The sequence below is a fragment of the Mesorhizobium sp. MC2-1-1 genome (genome assembly GCF_057597255.1).
The window spans coordinates 1,456,490-1,481,335 of sequence record NZ_CP195205.1; the positions used below are offsets into that span (position 1 = coordinate 1,456,490).

Genomic DNA, 24,846 nt, shown 5'->3' on the forward strand with positions numbered 1-24,846 from the left:
TGCCGCGATCTTAACTCGCGAGTTACCATGGTTGTTTACGGTCCGCCCTCGACTCATAGTTCGGAGCAGGATGCATGTCCGTTCAGTCCGCGGCCGCAGATGTCGATGTAGATCTGAGGCAACTCTTCGCCAGCCTGGCGAGGAACTGGTTGCGTATTGTCTTTGTGACGCTTCTGGTCACAGGGCTGGCCTTCGCCTTCGCCTGGCTCGCGACGCCGTATTACAAGGCCACGGCCAAGCTGGAGATCGGCTCGCGCGAATCCGAATTCACCCGGTCGCCCGGCACCAATGACGACGACAAGCCGATTCTCGACGAGCAGGGCGTAGCGACCCAGGTCCAGATCATTTCCTCGCCTGATATCCTCAAGCAGGTGGCGGCCAAGCTCAACCTGGACAAGCTGCCTGAATTCGACGAGACGCTGAAGATGTCGGCGCTGGGGCGCGTGCTCGTCCTCGTCGGCTTGAAGAGTGATCCCTTTGATGTGCCGCGGGACGAGCGTGTGCTAAGTGCCATGCACGACAAGCTCAACGTCTACGCGGTCGAGAAGACGCGCGCGATCGCGATCGAGTTCGCCTCGAAGGATCCCAGGCTTGCCGCCGAGATCGCGAACGGCATTGCCGATGCCTATATCGCGTCGAGGAGCGACGCCAAGCTCGAATCAAACGCCGCCGCCACCGACTTTCTCGCGCCGGAAATCGCCGACCTGCAGAATCGCGTAAGGGATGCCGAAGCCAAGGTCGCGGCCTTCCGCGCCCAGTCCGACCTTCTAATGGGCGGCAACAATGCAGTGCTGCCGACTCAGCAACTCGCCGAGCTGTCGAGCGAGTTGTCGCGCGTGCGGGCCAGCCGCGCCGCCGCCGAGGCTAGCGCCGAAAGCGTGCGCCTGGCGCTGAAGAATGGCGGGTCGTTGGACAGCGTGCCTGAAGTCCTGTCCTCCGAACTGATCCAGCGCCTGCGCGAGCGCCAGGTGGAGCTCCGGGCCAACATCGCCGATCTTTCAACCACCCTGCTGGACAACCATCCGCGCATCCGGGCTCTCAAGTCGCAGCTTGCCGATCTGGACGGTCAGATTCGCAACGAGGCGCAAAAGATCATCCGGGGGCTGTCTGCCCAGGCCCAGACGGCCAGGGCTCGCGAGGATCAACTGGTCGCGGATGTCAACACGCTGAAAGCCGCTTCGGCCCGCGCCGGCGAGCAGCAGGTGCAATTGGATGCCCTGCAGCGCGACGCTAACGTTCAGCGTCAGCAGCTTGAATCCTATATGGCAAGCTACAACGCGGCCGCTTCCCGCAAGGATCGCAAATACCTGCCAGTCGCTGCGAGCCTGATCGCGAAAGCCCAGGTGCCGTCCCAGCCTTACTTTCCGAAGATCGGGCCGATCACCGGTGCCGCCGCCGCCGCGTCTCTGCTGCTGATGGCGATCGGCACGCTGCTTGGCGAACTGTTCTCCGGGCGCGCCATGCGGCCGGCCCCGGGCGCCCGCTTCGAGAATATAGAGCAGATAGAGCAGGTGGAGATGCCTGTCGCGCGCACCGAACCTTTGATTGCCGGGGCGGATGACGACAGTAGTGCCTTTGCTTCCCAGGAGACCGCGGCAGTGCGTTCGATCGCGGAAGCGGAACTCCCGAGCCCGGCCGAAAGCGAGCCTGCAGTGGTTCATGCCGCTGCCTCCGAGCCCGTTGTCGGGCCATCTGGCCCGGCCGAATTAGACCCTCAACCAAGGCAATCCACGCTCGGCGAAATCGATGTCGACAAGGCGGCTCAGAAGCTGATCGCCTCGGGCGCGGCTCGCGCGATCTTCGTGTCGCCGGAAGGCGATGAGGCGGCGGCCTCCGCCGTGCTGGTGGCGCGCGAAGTGTCCGACGCCGGCCTGCGCGTGCTTTTGCTCGATCTCACCGCATCGGGCGCGGCGTCGCGGCCGATGCTGGAATCGAGCCTCTTTCCGGGCATCACCAATCTGCTCGCGTCCGAGGCGCAGTTCAGCGACGTCATCCATCCTGATCTCTATTCGGATGCGCACGTCATTCCAGTGGGCACCGCCGATCCTGTCAGGGCCATGCGCGCCGCCGACCGGCTGCCGATCATCATGCAGTCGCTCACCACGGCCTACGACCTCGTCGTGGTCGAATGCGGCCCGGCCGACGCGCAAGGCATCGGCCGCCTGGTCGGCGACGGCACGGAGGTCCTCCTGTCGATGCTGGAGGCGGACGACGAGGTGACGCAGGCCGCGGTGAAGCTGATCGAGAATGGCTATCCGAACCTGACGCTGGTCACGCCGGTCGGCCACGAACCGTCGGGAACGCCGGTGCCAGGTCGACGTTCCGCCGCCTGAACGTCGCGCGAAGAATGCGTCTTGCCGAGGTGGCTGTGCCGTTCTTCAGAAAATCGAGGATCAGTTGTCGTCCTCGGCGGACGAGGCGGGAGCGGCGTGGCCCGCCGCCTTACGGCGCAGCATCTTGGTCAGCTTCCAGACAGTCGGGTTGTTCTTGATGAAGGCCTTGGCTCGTGCGCCTTGCCTCATGGTCGTCGCCAGGGCGCGGCCCTTCAACGTCAGCGGCGCCAGAACCTCGAAATGCTGGATCTCGATGTCGCACCAGAGCCGCTTGTAAGGCTCGTCGCCGACCGAGAAGTCGTACACGCCGAAACCACGCTCGCAGGCTTCCTGTATGTTGTCGAAGAACAGGAAGTCGCCGGGGCTGGTGAAGGCGAGGTCGTCCTCGGCGATGGCGCCGAATTCGCAGATCAGGCGCTTGCCCGAACGGCTGGAGCCGGTCACCGCGCGCAGCTTTCCCGCCACCTCGAGGCCATGCAGCAGGAAGGACGGCTTTTCCTCGATCAGCGCCTCGGTAAACAGCGCTCGGAAGAAGTCTCGCACTTGCCTGTCGCCGAAGACATTGGCGATGCCCATCTTGGCAAATCGCGCTTCCTTCATCTCGAGGAAGGCGTCTAGCAGCCTGTCGACTTCCTCGCGTGTGCCTGCCTCGATGCGGCGGAAGGGGCCGACCGCCTCGAACTTGCGCGTCTGCGAGCGGTGTTTCTTGCGCTTGCGCTTGCCGCTCGCGCGCGACAGCAGTGCGTCGAACCCACCTTCGAGGTCGACCGCGAGCGCGAGATTCGGGCTTGGGAAGCCGGGCATCGCGGCGAAAGGGTTGGCGACGCCATCGAGGTCGGGCAGCAGCCTTTCGAGCGAGACCAGGTCGATGTCCTGCCGCGCTTTGGCGATCGCCTTGAACAGGGAGCGGATCGCGGGGGCGTCCATGATAGGCAGGAAGCGCGGATCAGCCGCCGCGAAATTGCCGTTGGCGTGGCGGCCGCCGGTGAAACGGGCAATCTTGAACGGGCCGCGTCGGACGACATCCAGTGCCAGCGCAAGCGCTGGACGGTCATCGTGGAGAAGCGTCGCTACAACGATATCGGCGCCGGTCGCGGATGCCCAGTTGCTTACCCAGGACGCGCTTTGCGCCGGCGCGAACAGCGCCGAGGCGCAAAACTGAACATAGTCGGCAAGGGCGGCGCCGTCGCTTGCGGCTGCGGCCCACTGCACCTGATCGGCCCGCATGGATCGCGCGGGACCCGCGTTGACCACGACACGGTTGCCATCAAATGACGCGATCGCGTCAACCATACCTCAATCCTTAAGACGTATTGGTTCCGACTTGGGGGTCGCTTAGGCGCACTTCGTCCTGGGACGAGCCTAGGCGCAAAAGGTGAAGGAATGATCGACGGAGGCGAGGCAATCCGAAAACTGGCGTTGAACGTTGCCCGTTACTCCGGCCTTGCGCCCCTGGCGCGGCCGTTTGTCGGTGGCATCGGCGCCATCCTGATGCTGCATCGTGTCACCGCGACGCCGGAGAAGCCGAACAGCGTCAACCGGCATCTTAACATCGCGCCGGCCTTTCTGGACAGGCTCATCGGCGACATGAAGGGAAGGGGGTATGCTTTTGTTTCCCTTGATGAAGCGCTCGCTCGGATCAAGGCCGGCGGCAAGGGTGGGCAGTTCGCGACGATCACCGCCGACGACGCCTATCGCGACAACATGACGGAGGCGCTTCCGGTGCTCGAGATGCACGGCGCGCCGATCACCATCTACGTCGCCCCCGGCTTGATTGATGGCGCCGCCGACCTTTGGTGGGACGTGATCGAGGACATCGTGGACACCAGCTCGCGCCTGACATTCAAGACGGCGGGCGGATCGACCGTCATCGATTGCTCGACGCCCGGCAGAAAGATCCAGGCCGTCGCGCGGCTGAACGCCTGGCTGACCCTGGAAGTCGCCGAGGAAGAGCAGGGCGCGGCGTTGCGTGCGCTGGCTCGTTCGAACGGCTATGAATTCGGCACGGGCCGCCCTTGCACCTTGATGAACTGGGATGAGCTTCGCACCATGACGGCGCATCCGCTGGTGACCATCGGCGCGCACACCGTCAATCATAGGAACTTGAAGCGCCTGGCCGACGCCGACGCGCGCCGTGAAATTGGCGATGTCCGCCGCATCCTTGAGGAAAAACTCGGCCAGGAGCCACGCCATCTGGCTTACCCCTATGGCTATGCAAGCGCGGTCGCCTGCCGCGAGGTGGCCTTTGCCCGCGACGCCGGCTATGCCTCGGCGGTGACCACGCGGCATGGCGTGCTAAGGGCCGAGCATGCCGGCTTCCTGCATGCACTGCCGCGCATCTCCGTCAACGGCCGCTACCAGAGCGTCGCCCATATCCGCACGATGCTGTCCGGTATCACGACCCCGCTCGCCAATGCCGGCAAGATGGTGGTGACCGTCTAGACGAGTGAGAGCCGTCGACGTCAGTGACGGTCAGCCCTTCGGGCGCGGCTCGATGATCAGCCATTTGATGATGGCCATGGCCGGCAGGACCCAGAGAAAGCCGCTGAACAGGAAGAACAGGAGATGCGCGGTGGCCCCGTACTCGGCGAGCCTTGTGACCGCGACAGCGGAGGCGGTCAGCGCGTAGATGATGACCAGCGCCACCAGCAATATGGTTCCGATCAGCTTTTTCAGGCGAATGGGCATGTCGCGGTCTCGTTGACCAGTCCCGCTTAGGCCGATTGGAGCCCGTGCGCAACCGCCGCGGCCCGGCGCGACGGCGTGCCGCGCTGTCCAGTCTTGCCACGGCGCGAGGCTTGGTCCACCAATCCGGCGTCTCAACTGCCGGGAAAGCGAAATGGCTGCCATCACCGCCACGGCTCCTTATGCCGCACGCGACCGCGACCTGCATAACCGCGCCTTGGTGCGCGGCTGGCTGTACATCGTTGTGCTCGTGCTGTTCGCGCTGGTGCTGGTTGGCGGTTCCACGCGTCTCACCGGCTCGGGCCTGTCGATCACTGAGTGGCAGCCGATCCACGGCGTCATCCCGCCGTTGAGCGACGCCGAATGGCACGAAGAGTTCCAGCGCTACCAGCAGATCCCGCAATATACCGAGATCAACAAGGGCATGAACGTCGAGGAGTTCAAGTCGATCTTCTGGTGGGAGTGGGCCCATCGCATCCTGGCGCGCAGCGTGGGCCTGGTCTTCGCCCTGCCGCTGCTGTTCTTCTGGGCGACGCGGCGTATCGAGCGCGGTCTCGGGCCGAAGCTCGTCGGTATCCTCCTGCTTGGCGGCCTGCAAGGCGCCATCGGCTGGTGGATGGTGGCCTCGGGGCTGGTCGACCGCGTCTCGGTGAGCCAGTACAGGCTGGCGACGCACCTGACGCTCGCCGCCCTGATCTTCACCGCCACCATGGTGGTGGCGCGCGGTCTCGCGCCGCATTCCGAGCCCACCGCCGATCGCTCGACACAGCGACTGGCGGGTTTCATCGTGTTCCTGACGCTGATCCAGATATATCTCGGCGGATTGGTTGCCGGCCTTCACGCCGGCCTTTCCTACAACACATGGCCGCTGATGGACGGCACTTTGATCCCGTCCGATCTGCTTCTCCTGAAGCCCGCCTGGCTGAACTTCTTCGAAAATCCGAAGACCGTGCAGTTCGTGCACCGCATCGGCGCCTATACGGTCTTCGTCGTCGCGCTCTGGCACATGATCGCAACCTGGCGGCGCCAGCACGGCACCACCCATGCGCGCCGCGCCATGGTTCTCTTCGCGCTGGTGGTCATCCAGGCCTCCATCGGCATAGGCACGCTGCTGATGCAGGTGCCGCTGCACATGGCCTTGACACACCAGGCGATCGCGCTTGTCCTGCTTGGCTTCGCCGCCGCGCATTGGCGCGGCACCAAGGGCGCCTATCCGCTGCCGACGGAGATAAACGTCAGAAGCTGACGGCCGGCGATCAGTATCGCGAGCGAACCTCCCGAACGGCTCCGGCGACGGCCAGCTCCCGGTTCTCGTCGACCGCGTTCTTGTCCTCGCGATGCCATGCGGCCGACAGGCAGCCATAGGCGATCGCGTGGTCGAGGATGGCGCGCGGCGACTGATCGAGCGTCTTTCCGAATATGTCGGCCATATGCGCGATCCGGCGCGGATCGAGGCAGAGATCGTCGCGGTCGAGCGGATTGTAGAACATGTTGGCCGCATCGAAGCCGGGATCGCCGAGCACCCCCTTCGGATCGATCGCCAGCCAACCGCGCGGGCCGAAGAGGATGTTGTCGTGATGCAGGTCGCCATGCAGCGGCTTGATCTCGCGCGGATTGGCAAGCAGCCGCTCGGAGATGTCCGCCGCGTGGACATAGAGGCTGGTTCGCCCCATGGCCCGGTCGGTCTTGGCCGCCCGGAACAAGCTGACATACCGTTCCCGCAGCGGCTGCAGGTCGGGTGGAGGCGTGTGCTCTGACGGCGACAGCAGCTTCGCCATCACGCCGGCGGCAATTGCGGTCGCGGCATCGTCGCCGCGCTCCGCGAGATGTTCGGAGAGCAGCCGGTCGCCGGCAAATTCGAGCAGCATGCGATTGCCGTCGCGACCGAGCAGCCGCACCGCACCTTCGCCGCGCCGCCAGGCGAGATAATGCTCGCCGCGCAACTCGTCCGCGACATCGTCGAAGGGTTTCAAATCCTTGACGATTGCCGGCGAGCCGTCCTCGCACACAACCTTCCAGATGCGGCTGGAGATAGTCTCGGCGATGAGTTCGGGAGCGCTGACCTTCCAGCGCTCAGGAGACGCCTGCACGATAGTTCACTGCTTGATGCCGAGCGTCAGATCGAGATTCTGCACCGCGGCGCCCGACGCGCCCTTGCCAAGATTGTCGTAGACAGCCAGGAGCAGCGCCTGAGCCCGCTCGTCGTTGGCGAATACATAGACCTTCATCCGGTTGGTGCCGTTATAAATCTCCGGATCGATCTCGGGCATGCGCTCCATATGCGTATAGGGCGCGACCTCGACCACGCCGCCTTCGATCGACGCGTAATGGTCGGCGATGGCCGCATGAAGCTCGGCGCCGGTCGGAATACGGTCGAGACCGCCGAGCTGCAGCGGCACTACGGTGATCATGCCCTGGGCGAAGTTGCCGACCGCCGGTTGCATGATCGGGTCGTGCGACAGCTTCGCGTAGGTGCGGAGCTCCGGCACGTGCTTGTGCTGCAGCGTGAGCCCGTAGGGGAGGAACTCGGGCGCGTCCTCGCCCTTGCCCACATAATCCTCGATCATCGGCCGGCCGCCGCCCGAATAGCCGGAAATGCCGTTGACGGTGACCGGAAAATCGGCCGGCAGCAGGCCGGCGGAAACCAGCGGCCGCAGTGTCGCGATCGGCCCTTGCGGCCAGCAACCCGGGTTGGCGATGCGTTTCGCGCCGGCGATCTTGCTGGCCTGATCCTTGTCCATCTCGGCGAAGCCGTATTCCCATCCCTCGGCGACGCGATGCGCTGTCGAGGCGTCGATCACCTTGGTCGTGTCGTTCTTAATCAGCGACACGCTTTCCTTAGCTGCCGCATCCGGCAGGCACAGGATCGCGACATCGGCCGCGTTGAGGAATTCGGCGCGGGCGGCTGCTTCCTTGCGGCGATCGGTCGGGATGGAGATGATCTCCAGGTCGCCGCGATCGGCCAGCAGCGCCCTGATCTGCAGGCCCGTCGTGCCGTGTTCGCCGTCAATGAATATTTTCGGTTTCATCGCTTACCAAATTCCCTGCGATTCCAATGTCATATGCCGTGCGCGTGATTTAGCGCCGCATGATTGCCGTTGTTCAATTCGTCAAGCCTGGCCTTTCGCTCCGCCAATAGCCCCAGATAGTGCATGGCGATGATCGATCCGGCGATCGCCGTTATATCGGCATGATCATAGGCTGGCGCAACCTCGACGACGTCGGCGCCGACGATGTCGATCTGGCCGAGCTGGCGCAGCGTCGACAGCATCTTTGCCGAGGAGGGGCCGCCGGCCACCGGTGTGCCAGTGCCGGGCGCGAAGGCCGGGTCGAGGCAGTCGATGTCGAAAGTAAGATAGGTCTTCTTGCCGCCGGTGCGCTCGACGATCGCATAGGCGATGTCGGAAGCGCGCATTTCCTCGACCTCGTGCCCGTAGAGGATCTTGATGCCGAACGTATCGGGCGCATGGGTGCGGATGCCGATCTGGATCGAGCGGTCGGGGTCGATGACGCCTTCACGCACCGCGCGGGCGACAAAGGAGCCATGGTCGATGCGCTTCCCGTCGTCCGGCCAGGTGTCCTGATGCGCGTCGAACTGCACCAGCGCCAGCGGCCCGTGGATCGCGGCATGCGCCTTGAGCAGCGGCCAGGTGACGAAATGGTCGCCGCCGAGCGTCAAAAGGAAAGCGCCTGATTTCAGTATCCTGGCGGCCTCGCGTTCGATCGTGCCCGGCGTCTTCTGATGGTTGCCGCTGTCGAGCAGGCAATCGCCATAGTCGACGACCGAGAGGTTCTCGAACAGGTCGCGCGAGAACGGATATTGCGGATCGTTGTCGAGGATCGCCGAGGCGCGGCGGATGGCCTGCGGCCCGAAGCGGGCGCCCGGCCGGTTGGTGACGGCGGCGTCGAAGGGAATGCCCCAGACCACGGCATCCGCGCCCTTCACATCCTTCGTGTATTTGCGCCGCATGAACGACAGCGCGCCGGCATAGGTCGGCTCGAGCGACGCGCCCGTCTTGGAGCGGGCGGTGAAGGCGTGGTCGATCTCTTTATTCGCCATTACGGGTCCTCGGTTCTCATCGGGGCAGCCACAACTATAGAACCGGCACGCAACATGCCAGTCACAGCTTGCGGAAAGGAAGCGGCGCTCGGCGAGTGCCACGGCAACACAGGATTTGTATCATTATGGCTGAGACGGCTCTGCTCAACCTTGCGTCCGCGCCCACGGCGACCCGTGCCGGCACGATAGCAGGCGAGCGCTTCCTGGTGCTGGATTCCTGGCGCGGCATCTGCGCACTGCTGGTGGCGCTGTTCCACTTCCCGACCACGTCGATAGCTTCGCAAAGCGCCTTTGTCGGCGGCTCTTATCTGTTCGTCGATTTCTTCTTCGTGCTTTCGGGCTTCGTCATCACCGGCGCCTATGGCGGCCGGCTGAACGAGCAGGACGATCTTGCCCGCTTCGCGCTGGTGCGTTTCGGCCGCATCTATCCGCTGCATCTCCTGATGCTGGCCGCCTTCGCCGGCTTCGAGGCGCTGCGGCTCGTCCTGCCGGCGTTGCATGGAACGGGTCCCGCACCCTTCACCGCGGGTTTCGACCTGAAAAGCCTCGTCGCCAACCTGTTCCTTCTGCAGGGCATGGGCGTCCAGGACCATCTGAGCTGGAACGCGCCAAGCTGGAGCATTTCGGCTGAGTTCTTCACCTACCTGCTCTTTGCCGCCATCGTCTTCAACGCCGGCCAGCGCGCCTGGATATGGTTCGTGTCCGCCGCGGTAACGGCGCCGCTCTTCCTGCTCGCGGTCTCGACGCGTCATATGGACGTGTCCTTCGATTTCGGCTTCATCCGCTGCCTCTACGGCTTCTCGCTCGGCGCGTTGCTCGCATGGTTTCAGCACGATTCCATTGCAAGGGCGCGACAGGCGCTGAGCGGTGGGGCAGGGCGCCTCGCCTGGACGTTTGCCGAGCTGGCGATGATCGCGGTGATCGCGCTGTTCGTCTCGGCGGCGGGAGCGAATGACGCCGGCATCGCGGCGCCGGTCGTCTTCGCGCTGGCGCTTTATCTGTTTGCGCATGAGGGCGGATGGGTCAGTGCCATGCTGCGCAGCCGGCCGATGCTGCTGCTCGGTTCGCTCTCTTATTCGATCTACATGGTCCACATCTTCGTCCAGGCCCGCATGATCAATCTGGGTGGCCTGATCGAACGCAAACTCGGGCTCGGCATTGTCGGCGACCTGATGCTGCGCGGCGACCATGCGAGCGGCTTTGGCGCCGGTTCGCCCTGGATCGGCTTCGCGGCTTTGATTGCCATGTTGATCGCCGTCGTCGCCGCTTCCTGGTTCACTTGGCGCTTCGTCGAAATGCCGGCTCTGGCCTGGTTCCGGCGCCTCGCCAAGCGGATTTGACACAGGCAATTCCAGGAAAGTGTGAGGCGATCTTCCGTCCGGAATTGCGCCAAGCAAGGAAACAGCTAGCCGGCTTCGTTCACCGCCCTGTCATGGGCATCGCCTAACCGGGGTCCCGACCCGGAACGGAGCGATTCCCCGATGCGAGTACTCTGGCTGAGCCTTGCCTTCTCCGCCGCCCTTGCCACCTTTGCTGGGCAAAGCTCAGCCGGCGAGACGCGGGCGAGCCAGATCCTCGACCGCTTCCAACATGCCAACGAGTGGCGCGATCATGTGATGATTGCCGCTCACCGCGCCGGCAGCATGCAGGCCGGCAAGACGCTTTACGCCGAGAATTCGCTGGCGGCGGTCGAGGGCTCGATCGCGATCGGCGCCGAGATCGTCGAGGTCGATATCAGGCGTTCGAAGGATGGCGAGTTCGTCGTCATGCATGACAGTTGGCTGGACCGCACCACCACGTGCAACGGCGAAGTGGTGAAATACACGCTAGCCGAGTTGAGGAAATGCCGCCTGGTGATCGAGGGCACGGGCGCCGTCACCAACGAGACGGTGTCGACGCTACGCGAGATGCTGCTGACGACCAGGGACAGGATCCTGATCAACCTCGACAACAAGCTTGAGGTGACCGACCTGCCCGGCATGATCGCGGAGGCCCGCGATCTCGGCATGGCCGAACAGGTAATCGTCAAGGAGAACCTCTGGAACCGCCAACGCATCGATGCCGCAAGCGCAGCACTTGCCGAGGCAGGCGGCGGCTTCCAGTTCATGCCGATCCTCGCCGACGACGCCGTGCATGACGCAGCCTTTGCCGGTGAGGTCGACAAGGCGTTCGCGCCGCGCGCCATCGAACTGATCAACTGGCGCAATGGCGCCGAGACGCTGACCTCGACCGGCGGCCCGCTTTTCAGCAACCAGATGCGGGCGGAAGCGGCCCGCGGCGACTGGCACCTCTGGGCCGACACCTACACTATCGTCAACAAGCCGGGGGGCTTCCTTGCCGGCGGCCGCGGCGACGAGCTGGCCGTCGCCGCCAGCCTGCCGCGCGAAGCCTGGGGTTTCTGGGTCGACCATGGCGCGACGATCATCCAGACCGACGAGCCGAAAGCGGCGATCGAGTGGCTGGCGGCCAATGGGTTTCGCGTGCCTTATCCGACGGACATCAAGCAGGCTGAGCCGGCGCATACGGCGAGCATCAATTAGCGGCGCTGACGCAGCACCCCACCGGGGGGCATCGCGCCGACCTCCCGATCTGGGCGAGGTCGTTCAGAAGGCGCAGGCGGGTGACGGCGCCTTCCTACGCCGCTTTCGCAACGCCCTCCAGCTCCCGCAACACGTCCTCCGACAGCTCCAGGTCAGCCGTGGCCAGATTGTCCCGCAAATGCTCGATAGACGATGTGCCCGGGATCAAGAGGATGTTCGGCGAACGCTGCAGCAGCCACGCCAGCGCCACCTGCATCGGCGTCGCGCCAAGCCGTTTCGCCACCCCCGACAGCGTCGAGGATTGCAGCGGGCTGAATCCTCCGAGCGGGAAGAACGGCACATAGGCGGTGCCGTCGCGGGCGAGTTCGTCGATTAGCGCGTCGTCGTCCCGGTGCGCCAGATTGTACTGGTTCTGCACGCAGACGATGTCGCAGATCTTGCGGCCTTCCGCGATCTGCGCGCGGGTGGCGTTGCTCAAGCCGATATTGCGCACAAGTCCCTTGCGCTGCAGTTCGGCAAGCGCGGTCAACGGCGCCTCGATCGAGCCTTCCGCAGGACCATGCACATCGAACATCAGCCGCAGGTTGACCACCTCCAGTACGTCGAGGCCGAGGTTGCGGAGATTATCATGCACAGCCCTTTCGAGATCCTCAGGCGCAAATGCCGCCAGCCAGGACGCGTCGTCGCCGCGGCGGGCGCCGATCTTGGTGACGATGACCAGGTCTTCGGAGTATGGCGCCAGCGCTTCGCGGATTAGCCTGTTGGTGACATGCGGGCCATAAAAGTCGCTGGTGTCGATGTGGTTCACGCCCTGCGCCACCGCTTCGCGAAGCACGGCAATGGCCGCGTTGCGGTCCTTCGGCGGACCGAATACGCCCTTGCCCGCAAGCTGCATGGCGCCGTAGCCGAGACGATGAATGGAGCAGCCGCCGAATTGATAGGTGCCGGATTTTTCTATGCTGGACATCGTGGTTCTCCTTTGCTTACCGCGAGGGAGATAGGCCATGGCCGTTGTCCCGATAACCGGATATGATCGCCACAGCTTGTGCGGAATTGAGAACAATGGCGGCTGACCTCAACGATCTCCAGGCGTTTATAGCCGTGGCTCGCGCAGGAGGGTTTCGCGAGGGAGCTCGAGCGACTGCGGGCAGCGCGTCAGCGCTCAGCGAGGCCATCCGCCGTCTGGAAACTCAGCTTGGTGTCAGGCTCTTCAACCGCACCACGCGCAGCGTGGCATTGACGGAGGCTGGCACCAGCCTACTGGCGCGGCTCGGTCCTGCGCTGGGCGAGGTCGAGGCAGCGCTTGACGTGGTGAACGGCTTTCGCGACCGTCCGGCTGGCACCTTGCGGCTCAACGTGCCCGTCAGCGCTTCACGGCTGGTTCTGCCCAGGATCGTGCCGGGATTTCTTGCCGCCTATCCCGCGATTCGCCTGGAAGTGATGGCTGAAGAGAGCTTCGTCGATCTGCTGGCGGCTGGTGGCGATGCGGGGATCCGTTACGACGAGCGGCTGGAGCAGGACATGATAGCGGTGCCGATAGGGCCGCGCACACAGCGCTTCGCTACGGCCGCTTCGCCGACCTATCTCGACCGGCACGGCCGCCCGCGACATCCGCGCGACCTGCTCGACCACGCCTGCCTGCGTGGGCGCTTTCCCGGTCGCGGCGCAATGCCCTGGGAGTTCGTGAGAGACGGCGAGGTGATCCGGGTCGATCCGCCCGGGCCGCTTATCGTAAGCCTCGGCGGAGCCGTCGATCTCGCCGTCGATGCTGCTATCGCCGGCACCGGCATCGTCAGCCTGTTCGAGGATTGGCTTCGCCCGCATTTCGTCAGCGGCGTGCTCGAACCCGTTCTTGAGCCGTGGTGGGAGGAATTTTCCGGGCCGTTCCTCTATTATCCGGGCCGTCGCCTTGTGCCGGCACCGCTGCGCGCCTTCATCGACTATATCAAGACGCCGGCCGGGCACTGGTAACCGGAAACAAAAAGGCCGCCCAAGGGCGGCCTTTTCGGAAACTTGGATCTCGCGACGCTTAGCGCTTCGAGAACTGGAAGCTGCGGCGGGCCTTCGCCTTGCCGTACTTCTTGCGCTCGACCACGCGGCTGTCGCGGGTCAGGAAGCCGCCCTTCTTGAGCACCGAGCGCAGGCCCGGCTCGTAGTAGGTCAGCGCCTTGGAGATGCCGTGACGCACCGCACCGGCCTGGCCGGAAAGGCCGCCGCCGATGACGGTCGCGACGATGTCGTACTGGCCTGCGCGGTTGGCCGCGACGATCGGCTGGTTGAGAATCATCTGCAGCACCGGACGCGCGAAATATGTCGCGAATTCCTTGTCGTTTACGGTGATCTTGCCGGAACCCGGCTTCACCCAGACGCGCGCGATGGCGTTCTTGCGCTTGCCGGTGGCATAGGCGCGGCCCGACTTGTCGAGCTTCTGGACATGCACGGGCGCGGCCGGCTGCGCGGCAACGGCGCCGAGTTCTGCGAGCGAGGAAAGCTCAGCCATTACGAAGCCCTCTTGTTCTTGGAGTTCAGCTTGGCCACGTCGAGCGTGACGGGCTGCTGGGCGGTGTGCGGATGCTCGGCGCCTGCATAGACGCGGAGATTCTTCATCTGGCGACGGCCAAGCGGGCCGCGCGGGATCATGCGCTCGACGGCCTTCTCGACGACGCGCTCGGGGAAACGGCCCTCGAGCAGCTGGCGCGCGGTGCGCTCCTTGATGCCGCCGGGATGACCGGTGTGCCAATAGTAGACCTTGTCGGTGTATTTCTTGCCGGTGAACACCACCTTGTCGGCATTGATGACGATGACGTTGTCGCCATCATCGACATGCGGGGTGAAGGTGGGCTTATGCTTGCCGCGCAGATGGTTGGCGATGACGGTGGCCAGACGACCGACGACGAGACCCTCGGCGTCGATCAGCACCCACTTCTTCACCACATCCGCAGGCTTCTGCGAAAAGGTAGCCATGGTTTTGCTCTCAGGTTGACCTTCTTGCCCACGAAAGGCAGCGAAGGCGTTTCTTGTTGCTTGAATTGACGGATGAGCCGGAGCCAACCCGCCAATAACAAAACGGCGGCCTTTGCGGGCCGCTGCTTCGAGAGGGCTTATAGGCGAGGGTGCTGAGCGCGTCAAGGCGTCTGGAAATGAGTGGGGGCGAATAATTACAGTAAAAACAATGCGTTGAAAGCGTGGTATTATTTTACCACATCTGCCTCGCGCTTCTTCGGAATTGAATAGGTGCCGGTGGCATGGGCGACGGTGCGACCGTCCGGGCCGGCGACGATGTCGATGTCGAATACCATCAGGCTTTTGCCGAGCTTCAAAATCCGGCAATGGCCGTCGATCGGCCCGGCTTCCGCTTTGCGCATGAAGTTGATGTCGAGATTGACGGTCACCGAAAGCGCGTCCGGTCCGGCGTGGCTCAGCACGCAGACATAACCGCCGATGTCGGCCAGCGTGAACAACGACGGACCCGAGACCGTCCCGCCGGGGCGCAGATGCTGCTCGTCGGCGTTGAGCCGGACCGTGCAGCCGCCTGGAAACACGTCGATCGCCTCGTAGGAGGTGGAATTGCCGTTGAGCTGCGGATAGACGCTCGCCATCAGCGTGTTGACTTCGGCCGCGTTGAGCATTGGCTTCAGATCGCTTTGGGCAGGCATGGGCGGCATCCTATATAGCTGGCTCCAGGCAATTTGCCTGGACCAAACGGTGCAACGGAGAAAACACGCCTCGCGGCTGTTCTTCAACCGGCAGCATGCTAGTTCTGTTGCTCCATGCGCTGCCAGCGCCGACCAGAAAGGTTTGGAAAATGGCCGAAGTCGTCGCCATCAAGCCCGCCGTCGCCGACGGCCCCGTTCTTGTCAGCCAGGACAAGGGCATTCTGCGCCTCACGCTGGCCAGCCCGCCGGCCAATGCGCTGTCGCTGGCGACGATGGCGGCGCTACAGGCCGAGTTCGATCGCGTGAAGGCCGACAGATCCGTGCGCGTCATCATCCTGGCGGCGTCCGGCAAAGTGTTTTGCGCAGGTCACGACTTGAAGGAAATGACGGCGCGCCGGGCCGATCCCGATCGTGGCAAGGCTTTCTTCGAAGAGACCTTCGCCGCTTGTGCCATGCTGATGCAGACGATCGTGCGCCATCCGAAGCCGGTGATCGCCGAGGTCGACGGTCTCGCCACCGCCGCCGGCCTGCAACTGGTTGCCAGCTGCGACCTTGCCATTGCTTCGCATGAGGCGAGTTTCTGCACGCCTGGGGTCAATATCGGCCTGTTCTGCTCGACGCCGATGGTGGCGCTCTCGCGCAACGTCTCGCGCAAGCAGGCGATGGAGATGCTGTTGACCGGCGAGACTATCGACGCCGCGACCGCCAAGGAGTTCGGTCTGATCAACCGCATCGTGCCGCGCGAATATCTGAATCAAGTTGTCAACAAATACGCGCAAACCATTGCTTCCAAATCGTCCTTGGTCATCAAGACGGGCAAGGAAGCGTTCTACGTCCAGGCCGAAATGGGACTAGCCGACGCCTATGCCTATACAGGCCGCATGATGGTGGAGAACATGCTGGCGCGCGACGCCGAGGAAGGCATCGGCGCCTTCATCGGCAAACGCAAGCCGGAATGGATCGACGAATAGCCTTCCAGATGGGACGGCGCTTTTCCATCGTCGAGGGTCGGACGTGGCTGCTCGCAAGCAACTGACGCGGCTGAAGGCGCCCTACCTCAAGCGCATCCTGCTTGAGCCGTCGCGCGTCTCCGACTGGGAGCAATATCCCTGGAACCTGCCGATCTTCCGGGATCGCGAATTCGAGTTCGAATTCGCCTCGGCCATCACCATCATCGTCGGCGAGAACGGCACCGGCAAATCGACACTGCTCGAAGCCATTGGCGCGCTAGCCGGCTATGACGAGGCGGGCGGCGGCAAGGGCTACATGCCGGTCGACCATTCCATCGCTATCGATAAGAGCGGGGCGCCGCTTGCTGGCACGCTTCGGGCACATTGGCTGCCGAAAGTCACCGCGGGCTGGTTCTTTCGCGCCGAGTCTTTCTACTCCGTTGCGCGCTACCTCGATAGGGTTGCGCTCGACGATCCGTTCAAGCCGCCACCGCCCGATTTCCTCTCCTGGTCGCATGGCGAAGGCTTCATCCGATTCTTCGAGGAGCGTTGCCGCCGGCAAGGCATTTATATCCTCGACGAGCCCGAAAGCGCGCTGTCGCCGACGCGCCAGATCGAACTGTTGAAATTGCTCCGACGCATGGAGCAGTCCGGCACCGCGCAAGTGATCATGGCCACACACTCGCCTTTGCTGATGGCTTGTCCGAACGCGCGGCTCTTCCGCATCGGTCTCTTCGGACTGGACCCGATCGAATTTCAGGACACCGATCATTTCCGGATGATGCGTGACTTCTGCAGCGATCCGGCTGCCTTTCTCGCCGAAGCGCTGTATGAGGACGTACCATGAATCACGACAGTTACGACAACAGCTACATCGCCGGCATCCTGAATTCGGTGAAGACGATCGCCATGGTCGGCGCGTCGCCCAACGATGTGCGGCCGAGCTACTTCGTGCTGAAATATCTTTTGGCCAAAGGCTTTTCCGTGTTCCCGATCAACCCCGGCCACGCCGGCAAGGAGATCCTCGGACAGACGGTCTATGCCAGTCTCGCCGATCTGCCGCAGCCAGTCGACATGGTCGACATCTTTCGCGCCTCCTCGGCGGTGCCGGGGATCGTCGACCAGGCGCTGAAGCTCGATCCGTTGCCGAAGGTCGTCTGGATGCAGCTTGGCGTGCGCCATGACGAGGCCGCTGCCCGCGCAGAGGCGGCCGGCATCAACGTGGTGATGAACCGCTGCCCGAAGATCGAATACGGCAAACTCTCCGGCGAGATCGGCTGGACCGGCGTCAACTCCGGCGTCCTGTCGTCGAAAAAGCCCTTGATGCGCCAGGGGTTTCAGAGCTTCGGCGTGAGGCAGAAATAAGCGGGTGGCGGCCGGCGCAAAATTATTCCTGGAAGAAATGCATTTTCCAGGGCGTTCATCGCAGATCGCGCTCCGAAAGGAATTTTCTTCTTTGCATTCCAACTCGGGCTTCGCCAAGAATGCCCGGCGATTTTCGAAAGATTTGACAGGGAGGCTTCCATGACCCGTACGCCTGGTTTCAACACTTTAGCCGTTCATGCAGGCGCAAAGCCCGATCCTGCGACAGGCGCCCGCGCCACGCCCATCTACCAGACAACCTCCTTCGTCTTCGACGATGCCGATCATGCCGCCTCGCTGTTCGGGCTGAAGGCCTTCGGCAACATCTACACCCGCATCATGAACCCGACGCAGGCGGTTCTCGAGGAACGCGTCGCGGCACTTGAAGGCGGCACGGCGGCGCTGGCTGTCGCTTCGGGCCACGCCGCGCAGGTCATCGTCTTCCACAATCTGATGCAGCCGGGCGACAACTTCATCGCCGCCAACAAGCTCTATGGCGGTTCGATCAACCAGTTCGGCCATGCCTTCAAGAATTTCGGCTGGGAAGTTCGCTGGGCCGAAGCAAACGATCCGGCGACTTTCGAAAGCCAGATCGACGACCGGACCAAGGCGATCTTCATCGAAAGCCTCGCCAACCCCGGCGGCGTCTTCGTCGACATCGAGAAGATCGGCGACATTGCCCGCAAGCACGGCCTGCCGCTGATCGTCGACAACACGCTGGCCTCGCCCTATCTGGTGCGGCCGATCGAGCACGGCGCCGACATCGTCGTCCATTCGCTGACCAAGTTCATCGGCGGACACGGCAATTCGATCGGGGGCATAATCGTCGACGGCGGCACTTTCGACTGGTCGAAATCCGGCAAATACCCAATGCTTTCGGAACCGCGGCCCGAATATGGCGGGCTCGTCCTGCACGAGACTTTCGGCAATTTCGCTTTCGCCATTGCCGCACGGGTGCTCGGCCTCCGCGATCTCGGCCCGGCGATTTCGCCCTTCAACGCTTTCCTGATCCTGACGGGCCTGGAAACGCTGCCGCTGCGCATGCAGCGTCATTGCGACAATGCGGCGAGCGTCGCCGGCTGGTTGTCCAACCATCCCAAGGTTGCCTGGGTGAACTATCCAGGGCTGCCGAGCGATAAGAACAACGCGCTGCAGAAGAAATACTCGCCTCAGGGCGCGGGCGCCGTCTTCACTTTCGGCCTCAAGGGCGGCTACGAAGCCGGCGTCAAATTCGTCGAGGCGCTCGAACTCTTCTCGCACCTCGCCAATGTCGGCGACACCAAGTCGCTGGTCATCCATCCGGCCTCCACCACGCACCGCCAACTCTCCGACGAGCAGAAGGTCAAGGCCGGCGCCGGGCCGGATACGGTGCGGCTGTCCATCGGCATCGAGGACGTCAACGACATCATTGCCGATCTTGATCAGGCGCTCGGCAAGGTCTGATATGTCAGCCTTTCTTGCGGTCAATGTCGAAGCCGTCGAGCCGGAGGCCGGCGCGCCGGCTCCGGACCGGGTGGTCTCGGGCAATCCGAAATTCCGCACCTGGAATGTCGAGGAGCGCGACGGCGGCCTCTATGCCGGCATCTGGGAAGCGACGCCTGGCAAGTGGCGCATCGCCTATGACGAATGGGAGTTCTGCCACATCCTGTCCGGCGTGTCGGTCGTCGCCGAAGACGGCGGCGAGGCGCGGACCGTGCGGGCCGGCGATAGTTTCGTGCTGAGGCCAGGTTTCAAAGGTACCTGGGAGGTGCTCGAGACGACCCGCAAGGAATACGTGATCAAGCTTTGACGGCTTCGGCCGGCTCACAACAGCCGGTCGACATCATCGTCGGAAAAACCATATTCGCTCATCATCTCCCGGTGCCAGGGGCCGCCGAGAAGATCGCTCAGGCATCGATCTATCTGTTCGCGCAGAGCGGCACTGCTCCTGGCCAACGCGAACGCGCCGGCGGCGGGCTGCTTCTCTGATGCCGGCACATCGACGACATCGAGCCGCGCGTTGGTACGCCGGGCAATGTAGCCGCGATGCGCTACGGCGACGCTGGCGTAAGCCTGCGCCGCACCCTTCGCCACGGCCTCTGCCGCCTCCGCCTGTGTCGCGAATATCCTGATCCGTTCTGGTGGAACGCTGTTCTGCAAAGCGGTCTGATGCTGGATCTGATCCGATATTACGGCAAGTACCGCTGAAGGGTTCCGGCTAAGCGAGCGGTAGCCCTGCAGTCCCAGCGGATTGTCCTTCGCGACCATCAGTCCGTCAGGCAACGACCAGATGGGCCGTGTAAAATTCACGCGCCTTCTGCGCTCGTCCGATATGAACAGACCGGTCGTCATTTCCCAGCGGCCGTCGGCCACGCCAGGCAGCAATTCGGCGAACTCCGCCTCGATCGGCGAGAAGTTCCCCAGTTCGAGCATCTGGCAAATTTTCGAGGCGAGCCTTGTATCACAGCCATCGACGCTGCCGGAAACATCGGTGAAGCAGAACGGTGGTTCCTGCAGGAACGCGAATCTCATTTCGTGCCATCTCGAAGAATAACCACGAGTTTTTCCAGCCCATGGAAATGATAGGTGTCGCGGAAGCGTGGGGCTTCCGCCAAGCGTAGATCCGGCAGCCGGTCGAATAGCGTCTTGAGCGACACCTGCAGCTCCAGCCTGGCCAGCGGCGCGCCGATGCAGAAATGGATGCCGGCACCGAAGGAGACGTTCTTCTGGTCCGCGCGGGCCGGATTGAAGTTGTCGGGCTCGCCCAAGACCAACGGGTCGCGGTTGGCCATGCCGAGCAGCAGCGCCACTGTCTCGCCTGGCTTCACCACAATGCCAGGCGAAACTTCGATCTCGTCATAGGCATAGCGCAGGAACATATGCAGCGGCGCGTCGTGGCGCAGGCACTCCTCGACGGTCGCGACATTTTCCTCCGGCGTTTGGAAAAAGCGGCGCGGATCACCGCCTTGCGCGAGGATAGAGCGCACCGCATTGCCGGTCTGGTGCACGGTCGCTTCGTGGCCCGCATTGAGAAGCAGGATGGCTGAAGACACCAGCTCGTCTTCCGAGAGCTTCTGGCCGTTGTCCCGGGCCTCGATGAGCAGCGACAGCAGATCGTCGCCCGGCTTCTTGCGGCGCTCGACCACATAGCCGCGCAGGAACGAGGAAAAGTCGCGCGCGGCGCGGTTGGCCGTGTCCTCGGTCTCGCGCGTCCGGCCATGCATGTACATCGCGACCATCCGATGCGACCAGTCGAGCAGTTGCGGTCCCATCTCGACCGGAACGCCGAGCATTTCGGCGATGATGGTGATCGGCAAGGGCGAGGCGTAAGCGGGCAGAAGGTCGACGCCGTTTGGCTCGAAGCGGTCGATCAGTTCGTTGGCCAGCACCTCGATGCGCGGCCGGAGCCGCTCGACCTGGCGTGAGACGAAGGCGCGGTTGACCAGCGTTCTGAGCCGCGTATGCACCGGCGGCTCGAGCTCGAGCATGGAATTGGCCTCGATCGCGTCGAACGCCACAAGATGCGAGCGGTCGTCGCCCACGCCGCGGCTGTCGGGAATCCCGGCCGGGTTCTGGCGGCCGAAACGGCGGTCGCGCAGCAGCCGGTTGACGTCCTCGAAGGCGCCGAAACACCAGAAGCCGTAATCTTCCCAGAAGAAGGCGTTGGCGGCGCCATGCAGGAAAGCATAGGCCTCGTAGGGGTTCTGCACGAAGGCCGGCTCGTGCGGGTCGAGACGAAGGCGGCGGCTCGATAGGTCGAAGTTTAGATAGGCTGGCATCATGCTCGATCTCTAGCGCGCCTTGTCAGCACGATGCCAGACCGTGTCTTGGCGCCCACAACTCAGAAACGTTGAGCCAGGCCGGAGTCTTGCGCCGCAAGGGTCTCGTCAGAAAGCCATGGCCGACGCATCGCCGGCATGTGTGGTTCTGGAAAATCTTGTTGTGGTGGTTGGTTTAGGTTGGGCTAGACACGTCCACGACGCGGACGACCGACGGCTAATGCCCCGCCTTCAAGATGCCTGACACCTTGGCGGCGATCGCCGCATCGAGCGCCGGCCAGTCCGCCAGCAGTTCGCGAGGAAAACGATAGGTTAGGCTGAGATCGTCTCCGACCTGGATGTCGCGCTCGCAGGGCGCCAGCGATTCCTCCGCGCTCGGACCGCTCAGGCAGCGGGCGACGAACGGATCCTTGCCGGGACGTTCGGCGACGGCCAGCACTTCGTTCAGATAGCCTGATTTTTCCGCGAAGGAATAAATTGTCGTGCCGCCCGGACCGGGCGTGCCCGGCTTTTCGATCAGGGCGCTGTAGATCGGCGCGAAGCGGCCGCTCATGTCGCGCGACATCATCCGCGGCTCGAACGAGAGGAAGATGATCTTCCTGGTCGTCGTATGGTTGAAGTCGTCGCGCGCCGCGTTGCTGTAGCCGTCCATCTCGGGATAGCGCAGGTAGAGATCGAGCCGCGAGGCGATACCGTCGCGCCTGGCCTCGTCGAAGCGAATGAAGTTTGCCGGCACACTGATGAGGTTGTTGCCCATGACGATCTGTCGCGCCGTCGTGTCATCCGTATAGCCGGCCATGGCGATCGACCGCCCGAGCCATTTGCCGCCCAAGCTGATGGCCACCGAAAGCAGCGCCAGAGCCGCGAAAACATAGAGGACCCGCCTCATCAGGGTCGAGTCGACGACCTCGAAGTCCGGGCCGTCGGCGACACTTGCGTTTTTCATTCGCTCTTTCCCGATCCGCCTACCTGTCCTTTGGCGGCACAGCCCGAGCGGCATGGCTCTTGCAGCGCGTTGGCACGACTGTGCGTTTTCATGGTAAACGGTTGGTAAACATGGATCCCGTTGTGCTTGTTCTTTACGCTTTCGCGGTTGGTGTCACGGCTTGCGGACTGGCCGGATCGGCCATGGAACTGGTATCCGGCCGGCGCCTGGCCTTTGCCGAGCCTTATGTCTCGCCCCTCCATATCCTGCGCTCGCTTGCGGCAACGGCATGCGCCGGGCCGTTCATGCTCACCAACGAGGCCTTGGCTGCCCGGCGCGAAGGCCGCATCGGCACGATGGCGCTGCTGTCCTGCGGTTGCACGGCCATCGCCTGGTCGCTGGCGCTCGGCGTCGTGCTCATCGCCATTGCATCATGGGGGACCGCCAACCTAGGGTCTTTCGAATTCGCTGGTTGAAACGAATCGGAGACGAACAATGCCGGTCTATGAGATCGATGGGAAAGCGCCTGAGTTCGAGGACGTCGAGACGAACTGGATCGCGCCCGACGCCAAGCTGATCGGCAATATCAAGATAGGCCGCAACGCCGGCTTCTGGTTCGGCGTCGTCATCCGCGGTGACGGTGAGCCGATCGTGATCGGCGCCGACACCAACGTGCAGGAACATACGATCATGCACACCGATCCGGGCTTTCCGCTGACCATCGGCGAAGGCTGCACGATCGGCCACAGGGCGCTGCTGCATGGCTGCACGATCGGCGACAACAGCCTGATCGGCATGGGCGCCATCGTGCTCAACGGCGCCAGGATCGGCAATAATTCGCTGGTCGGAGCCGGCGCCCTAGTGACCGAGAACAAGGTGTTTCCTGACAATTCGTTGATCGTCGGCTCGCCCGCCAAGGTGATAAGGACGCTTGACGAAGCCGCGATCGAGCGCCTTCGCATTTCGGCCGCGCATTACGTGGCCAACGCAAAGCGCTTCAAGGCCAAGCTGAAGGTAGTGTGACGGCTGCTGGCAAGCAGCACCGCGTGTCATTCGCGGCGGCTGTTCATCGCTTCACGCAGCATAAAAGCGCCGGCTTCGAAACCGGCCTCTTCCGCGCCCTCCAGCGCCGTTTCGCAGTCGTCGATGCGGGTCCTCAGCAAAGGGTCCGAGCCGGCGAGCAGCAGCAGATGGATCGCCTCGGCGTCACGCCGTGACACCGCATAGTGCAGGGGCGTCCAATCGTTCACACCGCGCATGTTCGGGTCGGCGCCATGCGCGAGCAGGACATGGACGACGTCCAGCCGGTCCGGCCGTTCCGTCGACAACGCGGCAATGATCGAAGGAAACCCTGCAGCATCCTCATAATTCGGGTTTGAACCGGCATCGAGCAAGGCGGTGATGAACGTGGCCGGGCTCCAGTAGATGGCATATTCCAGCGGATGACCAAGGCCAAGCTCGAACGGCATCCGCTCGTCGAACCAGCGCGTCGAACCGCCCAGCGCCTTGCCAAGGCCCTCGAAATCACCTGCCTTGAAGGCGCCGTCTATGGCAATGAACAGCCGGTGTCTGACGCCGGGATCCTCGGGGAGTTCCAGCACGACCACATCACTCGGATTTGCTTTTGCCTTTTTTCGAAGCAGCTTTGATCCGTATTCGCATCGCACCGCCTTTAGGATTTTCAATATCGAATGCAGCGGTCTTTCTTACCAGGTCGCTCAGCTTTCCGAAGCCGTAGGTGCGAGGATCGAAATCGGAGAAGAGGTTTGAAAGTTGCTTGCCGAAGGTGCCGAGATGCACCCAACCATCCTCACTCTCCATCTGGCCAATGACTTTCTTCAGTATGGGAGTCGCAGCGCTCGGCGCCTGAAGCGGCTTTCTTATAGGCGCAGCATCGTGAGTATCGACGACGCTTCGGAGAAGATTTTCGGTGTAGACGAAGCGGCGACATGCCTGCCGAAAACTCTCCGGAGTCTTCTGTTCCCCAAACCCGAAGACATCAACACCTTGTTCGCGTATGCGTGCAGCAAGCCGCGTAAAATCGCTGTCGGAAGAAACCAGGCAAAAGCCGTCGAAGCGACCGCTGTGAAGCAGATCCATCGCGTCGATCACCAGCGTGATATCGGAAGCGTTCTTCCCAGTCGTATAGGCGAATTGCTGCTGTGGAATGATTGCATGCTTCGACAAGACGTCAGCCCACCCCTTCGATCGTGTATTCGAAAAGTCGCCGTAGATGCGTCGAACGCTGGCCTCGCCAATTTTGGCTATCTCTTCGAACAGGCCGTCGACAATCTTGGCGGATGCATTGTCAGCGTCGATAAGGACTGCCAAGCGCGGCGAGCGGGGTTCTACAGGCATGGTTGATGCTTCCCGTAACTTGAGTGCTCGCCGATTTCGGACTTTTTGGAGTCGTCGCCAAGCCTCGTTGCCATTTGTTCTAGCAGAGGTGGGGCGACAACAAAAATCTACGCCTTAGGCAAAGTGGCTTCCCTTGCGATTTCAATAGCCCCGAAATAGCGGAGCCGGCCCCGGGGACAGGGGCCGGCTCCTAAAACCCGGTCGTTGGGGACGGGGAGG

27 protein-coding genes are annotated in these 24,846 nt (G+C 63.2%); 13 read left to right on the forward strand and 14 right to left on the reverse strand.

Annotated features, from left to right (window positions below):
- The first annotated feature begins 74 nt into the window (after positions 1–74).
- Positions 75–2,333 (forward strand): GumC family protein, encoded by a 2,259-nt coding sequence (locus ACR64R_RS07320; protein WP_487361010.1) that lies wholly within the window; start codon positions 75–77, stop codon positions 2,331–2,333.
- Between the two features lie 60 nt (positions 2,334–2,393).
- Here the strand turns inward: ACR64R_RS07320 and ACR64R_RS07325 are convergent, their stop codons facing one another.
- Positions 2,394–3,626: a GNAT family N-acetyltransferase gene (locus tag ACR64R_RS07325; protein ID WP_487361011.1), complete on the reverse strand. Its 1,233-nt coding sequence runs from the start codon at positions 3,624–3,626 to the stop codon at positions 2,394–2,396.
- Between the two features lie 90 nt (positions 3,627–3,716).
- On the opposite strand from ACR64R_RS07325, the gene ACR64R_RS07330 reads away from it, so the two are divergent.
- A complete protein-coding gene (locus ACR64R_RS07330) occupies positions 3,717–4,775 on the forward strand; it encodes a polysaccharide deacetylase family protein (protein WP_487361012.1) in 1,059 nt (352 codons plus the stop codon).
- A 30-nt stretch (positions 4,776–4,805) separates the two neighbouring features.
- On the opposite strand, the gene ACR64R_RS07335 is transcribed toward ACR64R_RS07330, so the two are convergent.
- On the reverse strand, positions 4,806–5,021 hold the full coding sequence (locus tag ACR64R_RS07335) for a DUF2842 domain-containing protein (protein WP_487361013.1): 216 nt from the start codon (positions 5,019–5,021) through the stop codon (positions 4,806–4,808).
- Positions 5,022–5,172: 151 nt separating this feature from the next.
- Here ACR64R_RS07335 and ACR64R_RS07340 point away from each other — a divergent pair, with 151 nt between their 5' ends.
- Positions 5,173–6,264, forward strand: coding sequence for a COX15/CtaA family protein (locus tag ACR64R_RS07340; RefSeq protein WP_487361014.1), 1,092 nt, complete (start codon positions 5,173–5,175; stop codon positions 6,262–6,264).
- A gap of 10 nt (positions 6,265–6,274) precedes the next feature.
- On the opposite strand, the gene ACR64R_RS07345 is transcribed toward ACR64R_RS07340, so the two are convergent.
- Genes ACR64R_RS07345 through speB form a run of 3 tightly spaced genes read right to left on the reverse strand, consistent with a single transcriptional unit; the run spans position 6,275 to position 9,078 of the window.
- Complete coding sequence (locus ACR64R_RS07345) at positions 6,275–7,108, reverse strand: aminoglycoside phosphotransferase family protein (protein WP_487361015.1); 834 nt, start codon at positions 7,106–7,108, stop codon at positions 6,275–6,277.
- A gap of 6 nt (positions 7,109–7,114) precedes the next feature.
- Entirely contained in the window at positions 7,115–8,047 is a 933-nt protein-coding gene (gene argC / locus ACR64R_RS07350) for an N-acetyl-gamma-glutamyl-phosphate reductase (RefSeq protein ID WP_487361016.1), read from the reverse strand.
- Between the two features lie 29 nt (positions 8,048–8,076).
- Entirely contained in the window at positions 8,077–9,078 is a 1,002-nt protein-coding gene (gene speB / locus ACR64R_RS07355) for an agmatinase (RefSeq protein WP_487361017.1), read from the reverse strand.
- A gap of 125 nt (positions 9,079–9,203) precedes the next feature.
- On the opposite strand from speB, the gene ACR64R_RS07360 reads away from it, so the two are divergent.
- The gene (locus ACR64R_RS07360) at positions 9,204–10,418 is read left to right on the forward strand and encodes an acyltransferase family protein (protein WP_487361018.1); all 1,215 of its coding nucleotides are present in this window, start codon (positions 9,204–9,206) and stop codon (positions 10,416–10,418) included.
- A gap of 141 nt (positions 10,419–10,559) precedes the next feature.
- A complete protein-coding gene (locus tag ACR64R_RS07365) occupies positions 10,560–11,618 on the forward strand; it encodes a glycerophosphodiester phosphodiesterase family protein (protein ID WP_487361019.1) in 1,059 nt (352 codons plus the stop codon).
- Between the two features lie 94 nt (positions 11,619–11,712).
- Here the strand turns inward: ACR64R_RS07365 and ACR64R_RS07370 are convergent, their stop codons facing one another.
- Positions 11,713–12,585 (reverse strand): aldo/keto reductase family oxidoreductase, encoded by an 873-nt coding sequence (locus ACR64R_RS07370; RefSeq protein WP_487361020.1) that lies wholly within the window; start codon positions 12,583–12,585, stop codon positions 11,713–11,715.
- A gap of 95 nt (positions 12,586–12,680) precedes the next feature.
- Between ACR64R_RS07370 and ACR64R_RS07375 the strand changes: the two genes are divergently transcribed.
- Entirely contained in the window at positions 12,681–13,589 is a 909-nt protein-coding gene (locus ACR64R_RS07375) for a LysR family transcriptional regulator (RefSeq protein ID WP_487361021.1), read from the forward strand.
- Between the two features lie 58 nt (positions 13,590–13,647).
- Here ACR64R_RS07375 and rpsI read toward each other — a convergent pair whose 3' ends face one another.
- The 3 genes from rpsI to ACR64R_RS07390 form a co-directional block, all read right to left on the reverse strand.
- Positions 13,648–14,118 carry a 30S ribosomal protein S9 gene (rpsI, locus tag ACR64R_RS07380; RefSeq protein WP_292498263.1) on the reverse strand — a complete coding sequence of 157 codons (471 nt, stop codon included), beginning with the start codon at positions 14,116–14,118 and terminating at the stop codon, positions 13,648–13,650.
- Positions 14,118–14,582, reverse strand: coding sequence for a 50S ribosomal protein L13 (gene rplM, locus ACR64R_RS07385; protein ID WP_040983169.1), 465 nt, complete (start codon positions 14,580–14,582; stop codon positions 14,118–14,120). The genes rpsI and rplM overlap by 1 nt, the downstream gene beginning before the upstream one ends.
- A gap of 227 nt (positions 14,583–14,809) precedes the next feature.
- Positions 14,810–15,274 carry a PaaI family thioesterase gene (locus ACR64R_RS07390; protein WP_487361022.1) on the reverse strand — a complete coding sequence of 155 codons (465 nt, stop codon included), beginning with the start codon at positions 15,272–15,274 and terminating at the stop codon, positions 14,810–14,812.
- Between the two features lie 149 nt (positions 15,275–15,423).
- Between ACR64R_RS07390 and ACR64R_RS07395 the strand changes: the two genes are divergently transcribed.
- The 5 genes from ACR64R_RS07395 (at position 15,424) to ACR64R_RS07415 (ending at position 19,375) form a co-directional block, all read left to right on the forward strand.
- The gene (locus tag ACR64R_RS07395; protein WP_487361023.1) at positions 15,424–16,245 is read left to right on the forward strand and encodes an enoyl-CoA hydratase; all 822 of its coding nucleotides are present in this window, start codon (positions 15,424–15,426) and stop codon (positions 16,243–16,245) included.
- Between the two features lie 43 nt (positions 16,246–16,288).
- Positions 16,289–17,071, forward strand: coding sequence for an AAA family ATPase (locus ACR64R_RS07400; protein ID WP_487361024.1), 783 nt, complete (start codon positions 16,289–16,291; stop codon positions 17,069–17,071).
- Positions 17,068–17,589 carry a CoA-binding protein gene (locus ACR64R_RS07405; RefSeq protein ID WP_487361025.1) on the forward strand — a complete coding sequence of 174 codons (522 nt, stop codon included), beginning with the start codon at positions 17,068–17,070 and terminating at the stop codon, positions 17,587–17,589. The genes ACR64R_RS07400 and ACR64R_RS07405 overlap by 4 nt, the downstream gene beginning before the upstream one ends.
- Before the next feature lie 159 nt (positions 17,590–17,748).
- Positions 17,749–19,029, forward strand: a complete 1,281-nt coding sequence (locus tag ACR64R_RS07410) for an O-acetylhomoserine aminocarboxypropyltransferase (RefSeq protein WP_487361026.1) — start codon at positions 17,749–17,751, stop codon at positions 19,027–19,029.
- Position 19,030: 1 nt separating this feature from the next.
- The gene (locus ACR64R_RS07415; RefSeq protein ID WP_487361027.1) at positions 19,031–19,375 is read left to right on the forward strand and encodes a cupin domain-containing protein; all 345 of its coding nucleotides are present in this window, start codon (positions 19,031–19,033) and stop codon (positions 19,373–19,375) included.
- Between the two features lie 14 nt (positions 19,376–19,389).
- On the opposite strand, the gene ACR64R_RS07420 is transcribed toward ACR64R_RS07415, so the two are convergent.
- The 3 genes from ACR64R_RS07420 to ACR64R_RS07430 all read right to left on the reverse strand — a co-directional run bounded on the left by ACR64R_RS07420 (position 19,390) and on the right by ACR64R_RS07430 (position 22,290).
- Positions 19,390–20,097, reverse strand: a complete 708-nt coding sequence (locus ACR64R_RS07420; RefSeq protein WP_487361028.1) for a transporter substrate-binding domain-containing protein — start codon at positions 20,095–20,097, stop codon at positions 19,390–19,392.
- On the reverse strand, positions 20,094–21,347 hold the full coding sequence (locus ACR64R_RS07425; protein ID WP_487361029.1) for a cytochrome P450: 1,254 nt from the start codon (positions 21,345–21,347) through the stop codon (positions 20,094–20,096). The genes ACR64R_RS07420 and ACR64R_RS07425 overlap by 4 nt, the downstream gene beginning before the upstream one ends.
- A gap of 214 nt (positions 21,348–21,561) precedes the next feature.
- A complete protein-coding gene (locus tag ACR64R_RS07430; RefSeq protein ID WP_487361030.1) occupies positions 21,562–22,290 on the reverse strand; it encodes a hypothetical protein in 729 nt (242 codons plus the stop codon).
- Positions 22,291–22,400: 110 nt separating this feature from the next.
- Between ACR64R_RS07430 and ACR64R_RS07435 the strand changes: the two genes are divergently transcribed.
- Together ACR64R_RS07435 and ACR64R_RS07440 are read left to right on the forward strand one after the other, a co-directional pair.
- Positions 22,401–22,745, forward strand: a complete 345-nt coding sequence (locus ACR64R_RS07435; RefSeq protein ID WP_487361031.1) for a DUF6949 family protein — start codon at positions 22,401–22,403, stop codon at positions 22,743–22,745.
- A gap of 19 nt (positions 22,746–22,764) precedes the next feature.
- Positions 22,765–23,292, forward strand: coding sequence for a gamma carbonic anhydrase family protein (locus tag ACR64R_RS07440; protein ID WP_487361032.1), 528 nt, complete (start codon positions 22,765–22,767; stop codon positions 23,290–23,292).
- A gap of 26 nt (positions 23,293–23,318) precedes the next feature.
- Here the strand turns inward: ACR64R_RS07440 and ACR64R_RS07445 are convergent, their stop codons facing one another.
- Both ACR64R_RS07445 and ACR64R_RS07450 read right to left on the reverse strand, forming a co-directional pair.
- Positions 23,319–23,870, reverse strand: a complete 552-nt coding sequence (locus ACR64R_RS07445; RefSeq protein WP_487361033.1) for an ankyrin repeat domain-containing protein — start codon at positions 23,868–23,870, stop codon at positions 23,319–23,321.
- Between the two features lie 7 nt (positions 23,871–23,877).
- Positions 23,878–24,627 carry an NYN domain-containing protein gene (locus tag ACR64R_RS07450; protein WP_487361034.1) on the reverse strand — a complete coding sequence of 250 codons (750 nt, stop codon included), beginning with the start codon at positions 24,625–24,627 and terminating at the stop codon, positions 23,878–23,880.
- Positions 24,628–24,846 lie beyond the last annotated feature (219 nt).

Coding starts and splice junctions, on each gene's coding strand:
- ACR64R_RS07360 (WP_487361018.1), top strand. CDS start 9,204: ATGGCTGAGACGGCTCTGCTCAACCTTGCGTCCGCGCCCACGGCGACC.
- ACR64R_RS07390 (WP_487361022.1), bottom strand. CDS start 15,274: ATGCCTGCCCAAAGCGATCTGAAGCCAATGCTCAACGCGGCCGAAGTC.
- ACR64R_RS07330 (WP_487361012.1), top strand. CDS start 3,717: ATGATCGACGGAGGCGAGGCAATCCGAAAACTGGCGTTGAACGTTGCC.
- ACR64R_RS07450 (WP_487361034.1), bottom strand. CDS start 24,627: ATGCCTGTAGAACCCCGCTCGCCGCGCTTGGCAGTCCTTATCGACGCT.
- argC (WP_487361016.1), bottom strand. CDS start 8,047: ATGAAACCGAAAATATTCATTGACGGCGAACACGGCACGACGGGCCTG.
- ACR64R_RS07370 (WP_487361020.1), bottom strand. CDS start 12,585: ATGTCCAGCATAGAAAAATCCGGCACCTATCAATTCGGCGGCTGCTCC.
- ACR64R_RS07405 (WP_487361025.1), top strand. CDS start 17,068: ATGAATCACGACAGTTACGACAACAGCTACATCGCCGGCATCCTGAAT.
- rpsI (WP_292498263.1), bottom strand. CDS start 14,118: ATGGCTGAGCTTTCCTCGCTCGCAGAACTCGGCGCCGTTGCCGCGCAG.
- ACR64R_RS07335 (WP_487361013.1), bottom strand. CDS start 5,021: ATGCCCATTCGCCTGAAAAAGCTGATCGGAACCATATTGCTGGTGGCG.
- ACR64R_RS07320 (WP_487361010.1), top strand. CDS start 75: ATGTCCGTTCAGTCCGCGGCCGCAGATGTCGATGTAGATCTGAGGCAA.
- ACR64R_RS07420 (WP_487361028.1), bottom strand. CDS start 20,097: ATGAGATTCGCGTTCCTGCAGGAACCACCGTTCTGCTTCACCGATGTT.
- rplM (WP_040983169.1), bottom strand. CDS start 14,582: ATGGCTACCTTTTCGCAGAAGCCTGCGGATGTGGTGAAGAAGTGGGTG.
- speB (WP_487361017.1), bottom strand. CDS start 9,078: ATGGCGAATAAAGAGATCGACCACGCCTTCACCGCCCGCTCCAAGACG.
- ACR64R_RS07435 (WP_487361031.1), top strand. CDS start 22,401: ATGGATCCCGTTGTGCTTGTTCTTTACGCTTTCGCGGTTGGTGTCACG.
- ACR64R_RS07365 (WP_487361019.1), top strand. CDS start 10,560: ATGCGAGTACTCTGGCTGAGCCTTGCCTTCTCCGCCGCCCTTGCCACC.
- ACR64R_RS07340 (WP_487361014.1), top strand. CDS start 5,173: ATGGCTGCCATCACCGCCACGGCTCCTTATGCCGCACGCGACCGCGAC.
- ACR64R_RS07410 (WP_487361026.1), top strand. CDS start 17,749: ATGACCCGTACGCCTGGTTTCAACACTTTAGCCGTTCATGCAGGCGCA.
- ACR64R_RS07325 (WP_487361011.1), bottom strand. CDS start 3,626: ATGGTTGACGCGATCGCGTCATTTGATGGCAACCGTGTCGTGGTCAAC.
- ACR64R_RS07395 (WP_487361023.1), top strand. CDS start 15,424: ATGGCCGAAGTCGTCGCCATCAAGCCCGCCGTCGCCGACGGCCCCGTT.
- ACR64R_RS07425 (WP_487361029.1), bottom strand. CDS start 21,347: ATGATGCCAGCCTATCTAAACTTCGACCTATCGAGCCGCCGCCTTCGT.
- ACR64R_RS07440 (WP_487361032.1), top strand. CDS start 22,765: ATGCCGGTCTATGAGATCGATGGGAAAGCGCCTGAGTTCGAGGACGTC.
- ACR64R_RS07430 (WP_487361030.1), bottom strand. CDS start 22,290: ATGAAAAACGCAAGTGTCGCCGACGGCCCGGACTTCGAGGTCGTCGAC.
- ACR64R_RS07415 (WP_487361027.1), top strand. CDS start 19,031: ATGTCAGCCTTTCTTGCGGTCAATGTCGAAGCCGTCGAGCCGGAGGCC.
- ACR64R_RS07375 (WP_487361021.1), top strand. CDS start 12,681: ATGGCGGCTGACCTCAACGATCTCCAGGCGTTTATAGCCGTGGCTCGC.